Source organism: Cryobacterium sp. GrIS_2_6 (genome assembly GCF_035984545.1).
GTDB lineage: Bacteria > Actinomycetota > Actinomycetes > Actinomycetales > Microbacteriaceae > Cryobacterium.
In genome coordinates, this window is sequence record NZ_JAXCHP010000001.1 from 473,803 (window position 1) to 488,414 (window position 14,612).

The following is a 14,612-nucleotide window of genomic DNA, read 5'->3' on the forward strand; positions in this document are numbered from 1 at the left end:
GCGGCGAGATTCGGTGCGCTTAGTAAATTCCCCGGAAATTTAAGTGCGGGTGCTCCAAGCGGCTTGGATTGTGCCGGCCTGCATTTCGATGACGAACGCGGCAGCGATGTGTTCAGCGCCCTCGTCTGGGTAGCCGAGTTCTCGAAGGGCTGCGGCGTATCCGCGTCCTGCTGCTGCGTACCCGCCCTCGAGTTCTTCGATGACGCCCATGAGCGTGCTGCCGAACCGCAGGTCTGGAAGATCGGCTCCGGGCAGGTCGTCGTGTGGTTCAGGGGTCATGGCATTTCTCTCTTCTCGGGGTCCGGTCCGACGGACCGGGCACCTGATAGGGCTTCACCGTTCCGGGTCCGCCGGCACTGGCTGCTGGTATGGCGGATTGGTCACCGTGTACGTGTGCGGCGGGAACTGGCCCTGGGGCACCGACGGGCACCGTTGGCTAATTTCCACCGGCTGTGAAGTACCGGCTGCGTGGTCCGCTGCTGAGATCCGTGTCAGGCGGACGGGCAGTCCGGCAAAGCGACGCGGAGTACGCATCGAGATTGGCCAGGGCAGGCCCGACCGATGCTGAGAAAGGTTGTCCAACCCGGAAGCCTGCGCCCCCAATGTTTGACGCGAAATCACCCGTGACATCTCGCAGAGGCTCCTGCACTGAAAGTTCAGGGTGAAGCCACTGCCCGTTGACCGAGTGATCCGCGTGCACGGCACCGACAGACGAACGAGGAGAACCAGCAAATGGTTAAAAACAGGATCAGCATCAATTTGGACTACATTGATTACCAGAGCGGCTGGGCGCTCACCGCCGAAACGCCCCCTGGCGGTGCCGTCGAATGGGGACGAGTGCCGGGCACGGACGGATGGGACGGCACTCTGCATGCCGCCGGTGGAACGGAATCCATCGCCGAAGAGACATTGAACCGGCTGGCGCGCGCCATCACGAATGCAGTCGACGTGGTCGAGGTTATCGACGACGCCGCGCTGCTCCACGCGACTGTCGACGTGGACTATGTTGCGGTGGTCCTTCGCGCCCAGGGCTACAACGTGAGCGTCAGCGCATGACCGGCGAGAAGGACGACGACGCGGCGACCGAGCAGCTCACCGATGAGACCATCTCGCTGGTGGACGAATGTGTGCGGGTCGCGCTCCTGATAGAGCGCAATGTGCGGGAGAGGGGATGGGACGCGGAGGCCGACAGGATCGCCGCGGACCTCCGCTTGGCGCTCTTCATCGACGTCGCCCACAGAATTCTGCGTCTCGAATCCCGTGAGCCCCATCAGATTGGTGAAGACACCTGATGGCGCCGAGTAACTCAGACTCTTCCCCAGTGCCTCATCTGGCCCTCGCGTTCGCGATGGAAGCCGGTGCCTGGGCAATCCCCGGCACGCCATTGCACAGGTTTCCGCCTGTACCCGAAACCCGGGAAGCGAGACTCCACGTGCACCACCTCCTCTCTTATGCCGCCCGGATCCGAGCCGCCCACGGCCACGTTCGAATCGAGGTGTACTCGACTGACCGTGCGCTGCGCCTGCGGGTGCTGCAGTCCTGGCCTACAGCCGACGAGCTCGCCGCGCTCGTGGACGATTCGGATGACGAGGTCCGCCGGCTTGCGCGGCGGCGTCGCCGCCTCTATCCCGCGTGGTACCTGCAAAGCCCAGTGCAGGGTCCCACAGCGAACACGTAGCGCGGGATGAAGAGCGACAGATGGACTTTTTTTGAGGACCGCTCCCGCGGCGAAACATGCCGCGCATGTACTCCTCAGCAGCGACGAATATATCGCTGTGGCTCTCCTTGGGTGGTGAAACAACCGGGCGACGTCTTCGGACGTCGCCCGGTGCCGCTTGAGGAAGCAGTACCAACCCGACCGAAGCACAATTCGCCCAACCCAAGGAGCATCATGAATAAGACCTCAATCACCCAGGATTCCATCAGCAAGTTGATGAGCGCCGTCACCTTCGGGCAGTCCATCACCATCGACCCGGACGGCCACACGCACTACCGTGATGAAAATACCCCGCAGGCGCGCGCAGATTTCGAAGCAAACACTCGAGAGCGGATGGCCAGGACGGAGGCCGAGCCCGTGCTCGAGGCCTACTCTGCCGGGCTTATCGAAGGACAGTGGAACCTCTCGCAGCGCGCCGTCAACCACCTCATCGGCGAGGCTCACCTCGCTGGCGTGGAGAGGGCTGTCCTGGTTCTGCGCACCGCGGACCGTATCGAAGCGGCGTGGGCGGAGTACGGCATCGAACTCCAGGTCGACCTCAGTGCCCTGTCCCTCGACGGTAGTGAGGCGTACAACACCGGCATCCCGATGACGGAAGCCGGCTACACGGCCATCATCATCGTCGAATTGTGGCAGCTCGGCTACGCGGGCACCCTCCGCGGCTGTGCCGAGCGCAGAAATCAATTCGCCACCAACCTCGCGAATGGAATCCACCCGATTGCGGTTGTGGAAGCGAACCGGGAAGCGAACGAGGCCAGCGGACGGAACATCCGGTTTGCGGAGCCGTTCAGCGACTTCATCGGATAAGTGCCCAGCCCTACTCTCGTGATGCGAGGGCGCGCCCCGGCGCACGAGGCGACGCGGCGCGCCCTCGATCAATCCATCCACGGTTCTTGTCAGCCGGAGTTCCGGGCATTTTCCCGGCGTGCGGTTAACCCGATTAACGACGAGGCTCACTCGCCGGCTAAGAGGGCACCATTGTTATTTTCCGCACGGCAGACCGCACGCCGATTCGCACCAAGAGCAACGGTGAAGGCACCGCAGGGATTGCTGTCAGACCACGATATGAATTCACCGGCATCAGAACGACCGGCGGTCGCTCTCAGATTCGAGGATGACATATAGTCTGGCGCCATGAATGCAGATGCAGATGCAGATGCAGATGCGGACGCGGGTGTGCAAGTGCCGATGAGCGAGCGAGCAATCTCTGTCCTACGGCAACTCGTCTCGATTTGGGATGAAGTGTGCGAAACGCAGGTCCCCGTCCTCGAGGACGGGGATTGGGAACGAGGCGTATCGGCCAGAGTGCAGGTGGAGCACGCTGTTGGGCTCACCCGCGCCGTCCTCATCCTTGCTGAGGCCGGCCTAAGAATTGAATCCGTGCCACTCGTCCGACTTACGTTGGAATGTGCCGTTACGGCTGTCTGGCTGGCAACTACTCCCGGCTCCGGGAAGGCTAGCTACTACCAGTCGACCAAGGATTTCGGCACCCTGAACAAGGCCCTGCTTGACATCAACAACAAAGGAATGGACGAGGACCTCGTAACAGAACAAATCGAGGAAGACATAAAGGCGCTAGCGGCATTCCGCCAAAAAGAAGCAAAGGTGTTTATCGATCGATGCGGAGTGGTCGATTCCGGCGTTTGGCTCTACGCGTACTATCGCTTGTTTTCAAAGACTTCACACGGCGGGGCGAATCTCAATGATGAGTACCTTGCCGATGTCGGCCACAGTGATCTGACACCGCTGGGTCTTGCTTTTAAGGACCCGCAGTCCTTCTCACTCTGGCCGATTACCCTCGGCTTCCAAGTCACAATGCTATTTCACGCACTTCAAGCGTGGGACCGGATTAGTAGCACACGACCCCGCAAAGCCGCGCTCGGCGCCCTCAGCAAGGAACATCACATCACGCTCTTCGATCGTCTTCCGCACTAAGCACCATGCTCCTCATCGTGTCTGGTCGCGCCGAGCGCCTTGACGGCGGCGGATAACGGCGAATTCGTGCATCCGCCGTGTCCCGTAGTGGGGAGTAATCGCTCGGCGTCAGTGCACCCATACTGTAGTAATGCGCGCTGCAGTTGACCTTGATACTCGAACGCCCGAACTATTAACCACATGGCGAGAAGCTGAACTCTTCGCGGCAGCCCACATGCGATCGATTGGCTTTGATGATGCCTGAGCCACGCCTCTTGGTGTTGACGGTGGGATCGATGTTAATGCAACCGGTGCTGTCGCGCAGGTTAAGCACTACACAGGAAATCCCGTTGGCGCACCGGCCGTTCAAAGAATCCGTGGAGTTGCGCACGGTCGTCAGACGGCCATCTTCTATGCATTGAATGGATACACGTCAGCGGCGATGACATTCGCCGATTCCGCCGCAGTCGCGCTCTTCTCATACGACTTGAGGGGCACCGTCACAGCGGAGAGCGACTGCGCCAGCCAACTACTTGCTCGCAGAAATGTGTCGGTCGATTCGAATCTGGCCTCCAGTTCTCGCGACGAGTTCGTCACGGGCATGCAGGCTTACGGCCAGCGGGTATGTGACGCTGGGGGCTTGGTCGTCGACTTTATCGTTGTTTCGCTGGAGCACGCTAGCAAGATGCCCTCAGAATTGGCTGCGTTCGCTGCGTTCGCTGCTCTCGCTGATGGCGTCGTCGACGAAATGCGCGCCTTAAAGATGCAGTTAGATGACCTCGGGAATACCCGGGTACGGCCTCTCCGGGATGGGCTCGACAACATCGTGCATGCAGAGTGCTTGGTCCAGAAGATTGCTGCACGATTCAGTCTCGACTACGGTGACTTTGCCCGCTTGGCGGTGACGTCACGGGCGAATGGGACCATCGAGACTGAGGCACAGAGGAAACAGATTTTACTTGCCGTTTTCAATCCCTCTGGGGGGACTCAGGTGGAATAGCGCACTCAGAAGCAGTTTTCGAATCTCATTGCGGCTTAGCCTTCAGCTCTCGCCCGACCCCACCTTCGGCTTCGTCGCCAGCCACTCTTCCGCACTATCTGGCTCGACGCGAGCAGCAAGCCTCATTGACCACCGGAAGCCTGGCCGGCTCGCTGTCCGTGGAGGAGCTCATATCGGTCAGGCTACCCTCGCGTTGAGCTTCGTGATGTTGACGATGACCCCAAGCTCCGCGTCACCGATGGTGCCGGCGCCGTGGAGGATTCCGCGTTCACCGACGGTGAGCTGCAGGTCGAGGATCGGGCCGCCGGGCCACTCGGCTTCTGGGCAGCTGCCGTCGTCATCGTCGGCGACCTCGTGCAATAGCCAGGCGATCGTCTGCGACTCGGTGATCTCAATGATGGCGACAGTGTCGTCGCCGGCCGCGGTGTAGATGCCGGGTATGGCCGTACTTGTGAGTTCGTTCATATCAGGCACATGCGCGGGTCAGGGCCTACGCCATTCGGGCCGGATCTCCGGCATCGGCTCGGAGTCGATCCAGAGGACGGGTGCAGCCGTTGTGCCGCCGGTGCCGATGAGGTCGTCCGGGTCGCGGTAGTCCCACCACCCTCGGGATCCCTTGCTGAGCTCGAAGCGGTCGACGTGCTGCATCCGTCCGTCGGTGATCAGGTGCGGCCCGGCACTGCCCCTGGCGACTCCTCGGCCAAGCCGGATAGAACCGTTCTGATAGAGCCGAACGACGACGATCTCAGCGGCAGTTATGGCAGTGTAAGAAAATCCGCGCTGGCTGGACAGGTCCACTAAAAGGGGCCCGAGCCCGTCGTCCATCACGGCAGCTGCTCGAATTCCAAGCCGTGGACCTGCTCGACATTGGTGACGAGGCCGACGGTTGTGTAGCCGCGGCCGTTGAGCCAATTTAGCTTCCCCGTTTCCCCGAGCTCAAAGCTCACGCCGACGCAGGGCATATACGCGGAATCCGGTGAAACGCTGGCGGCGCTGCGGGCGGAGCCGTTGTGCCGAACGAACATTATTTGTTCGTCGGCATCGGTCGTGATTCGGAAGGCTGAGAGGTCTTTTGCGCTGCGGGTGGGCATGACTCTTACATGCGCGGGATATTTCAAAAACGGTGGCCAGTGCGCGATCTCGTTGGCTGCGAAACACCCCGAGCTGTGGTCCAACGTGATCGATATCTCCGGCGAGTCCTTCCCGGGATCGGAAATTCAAGCGGCCACCTCAAGGATGTCTTCGGCGGCGACCAGAAAGCATACGACGCACAGAGGCCCGTCAATATACTGGCCGCGCGCCGCTACCTGGACACGGTTGCAATATTCACAGCTGGCGCTGACGACCCCGGGGTGCTGGCTGGCCAACGCGTACCGCGAGCCTGCCGACGATGGGCTGCGCTGCTAACGGCGCTATCGCCGCTGAAGTCAACTTCGTACGATCCCACACAACGTCCGACATCGTGAACGTGCCGGACTCAACGAGGCCCACAGATTCGGCGTCCATCCCGCTACCTCCTTCTTGTGCAGAGGAGTACGAACAAAAGTGACATCGGTGCAGAGGAGTACAAAAAAGCCAGTGTTCACACTTGCCTGCACAACCCGACCCCCGTTACTTTCTTCGTAGGCCCAATCGGTGTGAACTGGGTGGGTGTTGACCTGTCGGGCCCGGCATGATTGTTGCCCCCAGTCGTTGATGATCCGGGGGTGTTGTCACCGGGCCTGACTGGTATCAGGTGATCGCTGATAGGGGCTGGACCGGGACTCGTCCCAGGCCATTCGTAACATGGATGCCGAGACTTGATGCCGCGGTTCAGGCCAACGAAACGACGCCTGGAACGGAGGATTCATGATCGAGAACTACGACAGCGTTGACGTCTTCATCGGCGTGGACGTCGGCAAGGGAGAACACCACGCGGCCGCCCTCGACCGGTCGGGCAAGCAACTCTTCGACAAGGCCCTGCCCAACGAGGAAGCCAAGCTGCGGAGTCTGATCGGGCAGCTGAAACGACACGGCCGAGTGCTGTTCGTCGTCGATCAACCCGCGACGATCGGCGCCCTCCCGATCGCCGTCGCCCAGGCAGAAGACGTGCTTGTCGCCTATTTGCCGGGCCTGGCGATGCGGCGGATCGCGGACCTACACGCGGGCGAAGCGAAGACCGATGCCCGGGAAGCCGCGATCATCGCGCAAGCAGCCCGGACCCTCCCACACGCACTCCGGTCGCTGCAGCTCGCCGACGAGCAGGTCGCGGAGCTCTCCATGCTCTGCGGTTTCGATGACGATGTCGTCGGCCAGATCACGGCCACCAGCAACAGCATCCGCGGCCTCCTCACCCAGATCCACCCCGCGTTGGAGCGAGCCCTCGGCCCGCACCTGGACCACCCGGCCGTGCTCGACCTCCTGCAGCGCTACCCCTCACCGGCCGCGCTGAAGGCTGCGGGCCCGGCCCGGCTCGGCAACCGTCTGGTCAAGCTGGCACCGCGGATGGGGCGCCGCCTCGCCGACGAGATCACCCGGGCGCTGAGCGAGCAGACCGTCATCGTCACCGGCACCAACGCGAGCAGCATCGTGCTCCCGCGGCTGGCCGAACAACTCGCCGCACTCCGCCGCCAGCGCGACGAGATCGCCGTCGAGGTCGAACGGCTCGTAGAGGCTCACCCTCTTCACCCCGTCCTGATCAGCATGCCCGGAGTCGGGATCAGGACCGCCGCCAGAGTCCTCACCGAAGTCTCCGGGAAGGACTTCGCCACCGCCGGCCACCTCGCCGCCTACGCCGGAATCGCGCCCGTCACCCGGCGCTCCGGCACGTCAATCCGCGGCGAGCACCCCTCCCGGCGCGGGAACAAGATCCTCAAACGCACCCCGTTCCTGTCAGCCTTCGCCACCCTCCGCGACCCGGTCTCCCGCGCCTACTACGACCGCAAAATCGCCGAAGGGAAACGACACAACCAAGCCCTCATCGCCCTCGCCCGCCGACGCTGCGACGTCCTCTACGCCATGCTCCGAGACGGCACCCTCTACCAAGCCGGCCAGCAACTCACCGCTTGACAAAAACATAGGGGCACCCCCGGAGTACGGCGAGGACGAGGGAAATAACCGGGCCGAAGTAACTCGAGCGCAATGCGTCGAGGCTGAGTAAAGGGGGGAGTGGGTTGTTCATCCAAGGGAAGTAGTTTGACAAGTTATCGGTAGTTTATCAATTTGGGATAAGGTGCTGATAACTTGTTAAGGAGAACCATGGATCGGGCACGAAACCCGTACACGCCGAACGCGGGCGCGCCTCCGCGTTTCCTCGCCGGACGTGCCCAGGAGACGGAAGACTTCCGGGTGCTCCTTCGGCGTCTGGCTAATGGATATTCCGAGCAATCAGTGATTGTTACTGGTCTGCGTGGAGTGGGGAAGACGGTGCTGCTGGGGCAATACGAGCGCATTGCCGAGGATGAGAACTGGGTCCCCGTGGTGGCTGAAGTGTCGAAGAACACCCCCTTCGGACCCCAAATCGCCAACCTGTCCCGGCGCGCGCTTTTTCAGGTGTCGCCCAAGGCGCGGTGGGGGGAGAGAGCTGCCCAGGCGGCCGCCGTGATCAAATCCTTCTCCTTGAGCGTGCGAGCAGACGGCGCCATGACGGCGGGTCTTGATGTGGAGCCCGCTTGGGGGACCGCTGATACCGGATCGCTCAACGATGACCTCGCCGACGTCTTCCAAGCCATCGGGGAAGCGGCGGCGGAGAAGAAGCGGGGCGTCGTCTTCCTCTTTGACGAGATCCAATTCTTGGCCAAAGCAGAGTTAGAAGCGCTGATTGGGGCTGTCCACCGGACCGTCCAACGACAGCTCCCGGTTACCTTCGCCGGTGCCGGCCTACCAGGCCTTCCGGGGCTTGCGGGAAATGCGAAATCTTACGCTGAGCGATTCTTCAAATTTTCGTCGATTGGCCAGCTGCCGCGCGAGGCGGCCGTGCAGGCCATCGTTGAGCCGGCCAAAGGGGAGGGCGTCACCTACCAGCCGGAAGCAATCGATTTCATCCTCGCGTATACGGAGGGATACCCGTACTTCATTCAGGAGTTCGGCCGTGCAGCCTGGAACACCGCTGACGGGCCAGTGATTACCCTCGTCGACGCAGAAGACGCGTTGAGCCAAGTCGAATCAGAGCTCGACGGTAGTTTCTTCCAAGCGAGGGTGCAACGAACTACTCCGGACGAGCTGACGTACATGCGGGCAATGGCCGAACTCGGCGGCGTTGAACACAAAGCCGCCGACGTTGCGGCGGTCCTCCACAAGACCTCTGAGCAGCTCGGCCCGATACGATCCCGACTGATTGCCAAAGGGCTGTTGTATACGTCTCGCTTCGGGTACGCGAAGTTCACGGTTCCACAATTCGACCGGTTCATGCGCCGGCACATGACACTCGACAGTGAATCAACTGCCTAACCCCACACACCGCCACTGGGTGGCGAGCGGTTCGCCGACGCCGGTACGCACAGGAGGGCGCCGGCCGAAGCCGACACCCTCCTCTGTCTGAAGCTGGTGGAACGGGTGCCGATGTTACTTGGCGGCGGCCTTCAGCTTGCTGCCGGCGGTCAGCTTGACGCGGTGGCCTGCTGCGATGGCGATTTCTTCGCCGGTCTGCGGGTTGCGGCCGGTGCGCGCCGCGGTGGCGGTGCGCTCGACGCCGAGCCAGCCCGGGATGGTGACCTTGCCGTCGCTCGCGACGGTTTCTGCGAGTGCGGCAAAGAAAGCGTTGAGCACGCTGTCGACGGCAACCTGGCTCTGGCCAGAGTCTGCGGCAACCTTGGCAACGAGCTCGGTCTTGTTCAGCGACTTGTCAGCCATTGAGTGTCCTCCTCGGACCTTCGCCTGTAAAAAACAGGTATACGGGTGATGCGGGCAATGCGGGCGGCGCCAGAGGCCGCATCCGTTGGTCGGTTGGACCGCGTTGAATCTAACAGAGGTTCGCGAACTTCCGCGTATTTCCGGCGTTTTTCGACGTCTTGGACGGTTTTTGGGCTGCACATTCTCATTTGAGTATCCCGGCGGTCGGGTCTGGGAGGGTGCGCTGAGGTCACGGTGGGGGCAGACTGGGCGGCATGAGCGCAGAGAGCGGGGGAGCGATGAGTCCGAGCGAGTTCGAGGCGGCGCTGGCTTTGGCTACTGCGGGGCAGTTCCTCGCCTGCAGTGGGGCTCACGCCGATAGTGGGGTGGCGATGTGATCGACGCGGCACTTCTGGCTGTGGCGGCCTCGGTGCCGGGCCCGATTGTTAGCGGCCATGCCAAACTGGGCGCCGCCCAGCCACCTGCGGCTTACTGAGCGCAGAGATTTCCCCAGCCGTGGGAACACCCCGCCTACGCAGGTTAGGACTCAGCAGCAAAGGAACTCGCACGACTACGTGGCCTCGGAGAAGGCCCAGCCTTCGTCACTCTCACACAGAAGTCCGTCCGTTACCTACGATCCAGCGTCGACGACTGGGAGGCGCAGCTCACGGCCTGGAACGAAAGACTCTCGGCGTGATGAATGCCGGTGTGGCCGGGCAAGGCATCTAGGACGCCTGCGATTCGTGCTCGAGCGTGTCCTCTGCCAGAGCGCGCCGCACACTCGACATGCCAACCTGCGGCTAGCGGGTGCTGACGTACCAAATGGTCAGCCCAACACAGACCGCGACGAGCTTGATGATCTCGGCCTGTCGCTTCTCCTTCGCCTTCTGGGCTCTCTTGCCCCGTGACGTCTCGTGTTTAGCGAAAATGGATGCAATCTTTGGACTACGGGAGGCATCGCAGGAGAGCGAATTTCGCCGCAGGAATGGTTTAATTCGGAAGTTTCCCACGCGCTCTGGAACATGGCGAAGGCTGGTCTCGACCTCCGCTTGACGGCGTCACCTCGGTCTGCCAGCCTGAACACACACTCTGGCTCGATGCCGGCTTCCATCGCATTCACGCGTGGTTTGGTGGCCGCAGCGGTGAGGGACCCGGATGAGCGAAAATTCTGAATCTGCACCTCGTATCCGCCAGTCGCTTTCCCTGTGCGTTGACGCATGGCCCCGCAGGTGATGAGCACTGCGAAGCTTCCGCCGGCACGCGCACGGCGATGGGGTGGCTCCCTGACCATCGTGCTCGTTGCACTTCTTTTCTCGGGTCCAGGCATCCTTGGTGCCGTAAACAGCGCAAGGTCGAGGGGGCTGCCGCCGGTTCTCTACGAGACCGCTGCTGGCCTCGTTCTGAGCGTCGCCTTCGCCTGGGGTTTTCTCTGGGTGTGTTACCGCCCGGGTCGCCGCCTCGTCCGGACCATGACGGAGGCGAATCCTGACCTCACCGTCGTACCCTTCTACTCGTCTGACGACTTCATCACGAGCATCAAGGAACTCACGGGTATCGCTCTTGCATCAAGCGCGCTGCCCTCCGGCGCGTTCCTAGTTCTTGTCGATGCAGGCAAGAAATTCGAACTGTGGAGGTGGCACCGACACGGGCCCGAGCGCGTCGTTCGGCTCGCCTGGTCGGACGTCACGTCTGTAGATGTCGGCCAAATTACTCACTTGGTCATCACCGATCGAGCCGTCATCTTGACCCTGAAGGTGGGTGCCAGCACATTGCCCATCCCGATCTCACCGCAAGCGCGCCGCCCCGTGCGGCTTAGACCTCTCAACGACGAAGGCTTCACGACGGTCCTGGCTCACTGCCAAGAGCGGATGCGCGCCGCGCGAACGCTGCCAAAGTCGGCGCATTTGGCCAGCCGCGAAAGTGAAATCGGATGACGGTCGATCGTGACGAGACGCCTCGAGAAGAAGACAAGAGCGCGGCGCGGTCTTGCGATCGGATCTGGGTGTGGAATTCGGCGATAACCTCCCAGAAGCATCCATCCGCATCGGTTGAGAGGCTAACGACTGGGCGGGAACAGGTCACATGAACAAACGGGCGGTGGGAGGGGCACTCGGGCTCCTTGCCGGCACGACGGTCGCAAGCGGAATTACCGTCTTCAAATCCGTGGCGAAGCATATACAGGACGGCAGTACCGTGGCCATCGCTCAAGACGTGCGGGATTTCTGGACGGTGACGATCGTTTTTGGTGTCGCTGCCCTGCTCGTAGTTCTGGGATGCGTTCCTTCGTCATACCTGGCCCGGATACTGGCGAGACAATTTCCTGCGGCTCTGGTTTTACTGGGAACGAGTTATACGGAAGTTCGTGAGGCTCTCCATGTTGCGTCGGGGTCGACTGGACCGATACCGCTGCACCTGAGCTTCGCCGTTGTTGCGGACGAGGTCGGCCTGGTGATGTGGATCGGGTTTCTGAAACCCCGCATCCTCTGCCAATTCGAGTGGGCGAGCATTGTCGACATCTGCGTGAAAGACGTTCGCGTCGGGTTGACGTTCGTCCCGATGTTGAGTCTGACCATAGACAAATCGCAGCCGAGCACTTTGGTTGAATTCGGAGTCAGATCCGAGAGCGCACTGAGCGTAACAAATCGGAAACGGCCAGCGATCGAAAAGCTTGCAGAGTCCCTCAGAGTGCTCCAAACTGCCGCACGACCTCATGACGTTCGAGACGCCCATTGATTGCTGAGCCGAGTAGGGAATCTCAATGACGACCGAAGATCCGCGAAGAAAGAAGCAGCCGCCGCGGTCCGGCGGCCGGACGCTGGGTGGCACCCTTAGTCTCGTTGTCCTTGCATTCGGATACTCGTCGATGACCTATCGTGAGACTTTGAAATCCACCGGTAGTCCGGCAGCGGCCTGGATGTCGGTGGTTGAGATCGGGATCTGGGCGATTGTCGCCATCGTTGCCGCATTAGTCTGGGTGCTTGCGACGGGACAACTTGCCGAGCGGAGAGAGCGACGGCTTCGAATCATGTTCCCCGAGGCCATCGGCCTCCGTTCAACTGCGTCACTTCAACTCAGGAAGGCGCTCAGGCGGGTTTCTGACGCCGAGGGAAACCCCATAGTCGGTTTGGGGTTCGGGAGTCTCACATTGATGGCATCTCCCGGCGGGATCGCGATTTGGGACGGGTGGGGGCATCCTCATGAAGTGTGCCGCTGGGCCTGGGCTGATGTGGCCGACATAGTGCCGGCTACGTTCACGGTGCACAACTTGCGTATGTCCGGCCTTGAGGTCGTCATCATGCAGGGCTCTATCTCCACCGCCCTTCCGTTCATAATCCGGAGCACAGGCCTCAAGGGCTTGCTCGCTCCGAGCCTGGAAGCCGTCGCCGAGTTGGGATCCCGCGCGGCCGCAGTCCGACCGTAGGAGCACGCGACACATGATCTGCCGGATGGGGAAGGGACTCGGTAGGCGCCCGCAACAGGCTGTCTGAGGCCGTGCCACTAAGTTGACCATAGCCGATGTAGCAGGAGAGGTTCCGAGATGGGGACGCCCCCTGCCAGCACGTTGTCTCAAGCAGGGCCCGGCGTGCGTGCGCGTCGGAGACGGTGGGGGTTCTACCTTCCGTATTTTGCAGTCATTCTGGTGTTGGCTGGCCCAGGACTGCGCAACGTTGCTTCCGAGAGCCTCACAAGTCTTGTCTCCACCGCTGCCATGTGCGTTGCACTCATTCTTGTTATCGCCGTTCCGTTCGTGCGGACCCAGCACCGCTTGTACTCGTCCCTGCAGGTTGCGAACCCGGACTTGACATTCGTAATTGTCCGGGCATCGCCTGGCCTCAACTCTGAGATCAGAGAGATTAGCGGCATCAGGATCGGCTATCCCACGCCCAGGAATGCGTCACTTGCATTTGTCGATGCGGGAACTCGATTCGAGCTCTGGCGCCTGAGAAGGGGCGGCCCCGAGAGGGGCCTGAGAATTCCGTGGGCCGCTGTGTCATCTGTCGCGATCGCAACGGTCGCTCAGATGGAAAGTATCGAGCGTGCTGTCGAGGTGACCGGGACTCTTGATGGACATAACTTTCGCATCGGGCTTCCGCCACAGCGTCTCGGTGACTGGCTCCTGCGTCCGCAGAATGACTCGGACTTCATGGATTTCTTCAATGCGGTCAAGGTCGCGGTCGACAAAGCCCAAGCTCGAGCCTAGAAATCGTGGCAACATTTTGGCAACATCTGACGGAAAACAGGGTGGTCTCGAGGGCGTCACAGTGACCGTAGAACGTTGAAATTACGCGGAAGTTGACCTCGATCCGGGCGGCCACTGGGTGCGAGTTTGGGTTCAAATCCCACCTGTACAGACTGCCGTGTGTCTTTTTGGGGTGCACCCCAGCTAGACGTCAACTACAAGTCTTTAATGCCGTCAGAATAGGGTTATATTTGGATTGTCTGACAGCCTTTGTTGTCGGGTCTTAGAGTTCAAACTGACAGAAAGCGCGGGATGCCCATGACGGGTCAACGAGTTGGATATGTGCGAGTTAGTACCCTCGATCAGAACACCGTCCGTCAACTGGATGGTGTTAACGTCGACCGTGTGTTCGAGGACAAGGCGTCGGGGAAAGATCTAAACCGGCCTGAGTTGGAGGAGCTGATCAAGTTCGTCCGGGATGGCGATACTGTTCTCGTTCACTCGATGGACCGCCTTGCCCGCAATTTGGAGGATCTCCGCTCGATCGTGCGCCGGCTCACGGAGAAGAAGGTCCGGGTCGAGTTCATGAAAGAGCAGCTCTCCTTTACCGGTGAGGACAATGCGATGGCGAACTTGCTCCTGAACGTGATGGGGGCCTTTGCTGAGTTCGAGCGTTCCCTGATCCTTGAACGTCAACGTGAGGGTATTGCCCTGGCGAAGAAGCGTGGAGTGTACCGCGGGCGCTCCCCATCGTTGGATGCGGCTCGGGCAGCGGAGCTGCGAGAGAAAGTCGCCGCTGGTGTGCCGAAAGCAGTACTCGCTCGCCAATACGGGATTAGCCGCGAAACCGTCTACGCGTATCTCCGCGCGGAGGCCGGGACAACTCTTCGCTAACGCGCCAAGTCGGCAAATAGTGAGTCGGCGACTCAGCGCGCTCCACGGCCTCGCCGCCCAGGAAGACCTGGGCGTCCGGTCAGGACGGCGGTGTGGCA

The 14,612-nt window shown here is 61.3% G+C and carries 18 protein-coding genes and 1 pseudogene; 14 read left to right on the forward strand and 5 right to left on the reverse strand.

Translation table 11 applies throughout. From position 1 onward, the window contains the following. Positions 1 to 39 precede the first annotated feature (39 nt). Entirely contained in the window at positions 40 to 279 is a 240-nt protein-coding gene (locus tag RCH22_RS02225) for a hypothetical protein (RefSeq protein ID WP_327012664.1), read from the reverse strand. A gap of 453 nt (positions 280 to 732) precedes the next feature. On the opposite strand from RCH22_RS02225, the gene RCH22_RS02230 reads away from it, so the two are divergent. The 6 genes and pseudogenes from RCH22_RS02230 to RCH22_RS02255 all read left to right on the forward strand — a co-directional run. Further along, entirely contained in the window at positions 733 to 1,056 is a 324-nt protein-coding gene (locus RCH22_RS02230; RefSeq protein ID WP_327012665.1) for a hypothetical protein, read from the forward strand. After that, a complete protein-coding gene (locus RCH22_RS02235; protein WP_327012666.1) occupies positions 1,053 to 1,292 on the forward strand; it encodes a hypothetical protein in 240 nt (79 codons plus the stop codon). The genes RCH22_RS02230 and RCH22_RS02235 overlap by 4 nt, the downstream gene beginning before the upstream one ends. 140 nt (positions 1,293 to 1,432) lie before the next feature. Beyond that, on the forward strand, positions 1,433 to 1,678 hold the full coding sequence (locus RCH22_RS02240) for a hypothetical protein (RefSeq protein WP_327012667.1): 246 nt from the start codon (positions 1,433 to 1,435) through the stop codon (positions 1,676 to 1,678). A gap of 213 nt (positions 1,679 to 1,891) precedes the next feature. After that, complete coding sequence (locus tag RCH22_RS02245) at positions 1,892 to 2,524, forward strand: hypothetical protein (protein WP_327012668.1); 633 nt, start codon at positions 1,892 to 1,894, stop codon at positions 2,522 to 2,524. A 327-nt stretch (positions 2,525 to 2,851) separates the two neighbouring features. Continuing rightward, positions 2,852 to 3,652 carry a DUF5677 domain-containing protein gene (locus RCH22_RS02250; RefSeq protein WP_327012669.1) on the forward strand — a complete coding sequence of 267 codons (801 nt, stop codon included), beginning with the start codon at positions 2,852 to 2,854 and terminating at the stop codon, positions 3,650 to 3,652. A gap of 262 nt (positions 3,653 to 3,914) precedes the next feature. Then, positions 3,915 to 4,631 (forward strand): annotated as a pseudogene (locus RCH22_RS02255) (restriction endonuclease); the annotation flags it as partial. A 177-nt stretch (positions 4,632 to 4,808) separates the two neighbouring features. Here RCH22_RS02255 and RCH22_RS02260 read toward each other — a convergent pair. The 3 genes from RCH22_RS02260 to RCH22_RS02270 all read right to left on the reverse strand — a co-directional run bounded on the left by RCH22_RS02260 (position 4,809) and on the right by RCH22_RS02270 (position 5,722). Then, positions 4,809 to 5,096, reverse strand: a complete 288-nt coding sequence (locus RCH22_RS02260; RefSeq protein WP_327012670.1) for a hypothetical protein — start codon at positions 5,094 to 5,096, stop codon at positions 4,809 to 4,811. A gap of 18 nt (positions 5,097 to 5,114) precedes the next feature. Further along, positions 5,115 to 5,279 carry a hypothetical protein gene (locus tag RCH22_RS02265; RefSeq protein WP_327012671.1) on the reverse strand — a complete coding sequence of 55 codons (165 nt, stop codon included), beginning with the start codon at positions 5,277 to 5,279 and terminating at the stop codon, positions 5,115 to 5,117. 176 nt (positions 5,280 to 5,455) lie between these two features. After that, positions 5,456 to 5,722, reverse strand: a complete 267-nt coding sequence (locus tag RCH22_RS02270) for a hypothetical protein (RefSeq protein ID WP_327012672.1) — start codon at positions 5,720 to 5,722, stop codon at positions 5,456 to 5,458. Between the two features lie 757 nt (positions 5,723 to 6,479). On the opposite strand from RCH22_RS02270, the gene RCH22_RS02275 reads away from it, so the two are divergent. Beyond that, a complete protein-coding gene (locus tag RCH22_RS02275; protein ID WP_327012673.1) occupies positions 6,480 to 7,679 on the forward strand; it encodes an IS110 family transposase in 1,200 nt (399 codons plus the stop codon). A gap of 189 nt (positions 7,680 to 7,868) precedes the next feature. Continuing rightward, positions 7,869 to 9,059: an ATP-binding protein gene (locus tag RCH22_RS02280; protein WP_327012674.1), complete on the forward strand. Its 1,191-nt coding sequence runs from the start codon at positions 7,869 to 7,871 to the stop codon at positions 9,057 to 9,059. A 114-nt stretch (positions 9,060 to 9,173) separates the two neighbouring features. Here the strand turns inward: RCH22_RS02280 and RCH22_RS02285 are convergent, their stop codons facing one another. Next, positions 9,174 to 9,461 carry an HU family DNA-binding protein gene (locus RCH22_RS02285; RefSeq protein WP_134448488.1) on the reverse strand — a complete coding sequence of 96 codons (288 nt, stop codon included), beginning with the start codon at positions 9,459 to 9,461 and terminating at the stop codon, positions 9,174 to 9,176. A 254-nt stretch (positions 9,462 to 9,715) separates the two neighbouring features. Here RCH22_RS02285 and RCH22_RS02290 point away from each other — a divergent pair, with 254 nt between their 5' ends. The 6 genes from RCH22_RS02290 (at position 9,716) to RCH22_RS02315 (ending at position 14,514) form a co-directional block, all read left to right on the forward strand. Then, positions 9,716 to 9,838, forward strand: a complete 123-nt coding sequence (locus tag RCH22_RS02290; protein WP_327012675.1) for a hypothetical protein — start codon at positions 9,716 to 9,718, stop codon at positions 9,836 to 9,838. A gap of 1,071 nt (positions 9,839 to 10,909) precedes the next feature. Further along, positions 10,910 to 11,374 carry a hypothetical protein gene (locus RCH22_RS02295; RefSeq protein WP_327012676.1) on the forward strand — a complete coding sequence of 155 codons (465 nt, stop codon included), beginning with the start codon at positions 10,910 to 10,912 and terminating at the stop codon, positions 11,372 to 11,374. Between the two features lie 148 nt (positions 11,375 to 11,522). Next, positions 11,523 to 12,173, forward strand: coding sequence for a hypothetical protein (locus RCH22_RS02300; protein ID WP_327012677.1), 651 nt, complete (start codon positions 11,523 to 11,525; stop codon positions 12,171 to 12,173). 25 nt (positions 12,174 to 12,198) lie between these two features. Further along, entirely contained in the window at positions 12,199 to 12,861 is a 663-nt protein-coding gene (locus tag RCH22_RS02305) for a hypothetical protein (protein ID WP_327012678.1), read from the forward strand. A gap of 600 nt (positions 12,862 to 13,461) precedes the next feature. Next, complete coding sequence (locus RCH22_RS02310; protein WP_327012679.1) at positions 13,462 to 13,641, forward strand: hypothetical protein; 180 nt, start codon at positions 13,462 to 13,464, stop codon at positions 13,639 to 13,641. Between the two features lie 297 nt (positions 13,642 to 13,938). Continuing rightward, positions 13,939 to 14,514 (forward strand): recombinase family protein, encoded by a 576-nt coding sequence (locus RCH22_RS02315; RefSeq protein ID WP_327015432.1) that lies wholly within the window; start codon positions 13,939 to 13,941, stop codon positions 14,512 to 14,514. Positions 14,515 to 14,612: the final 98 nt, after the last annotated feature.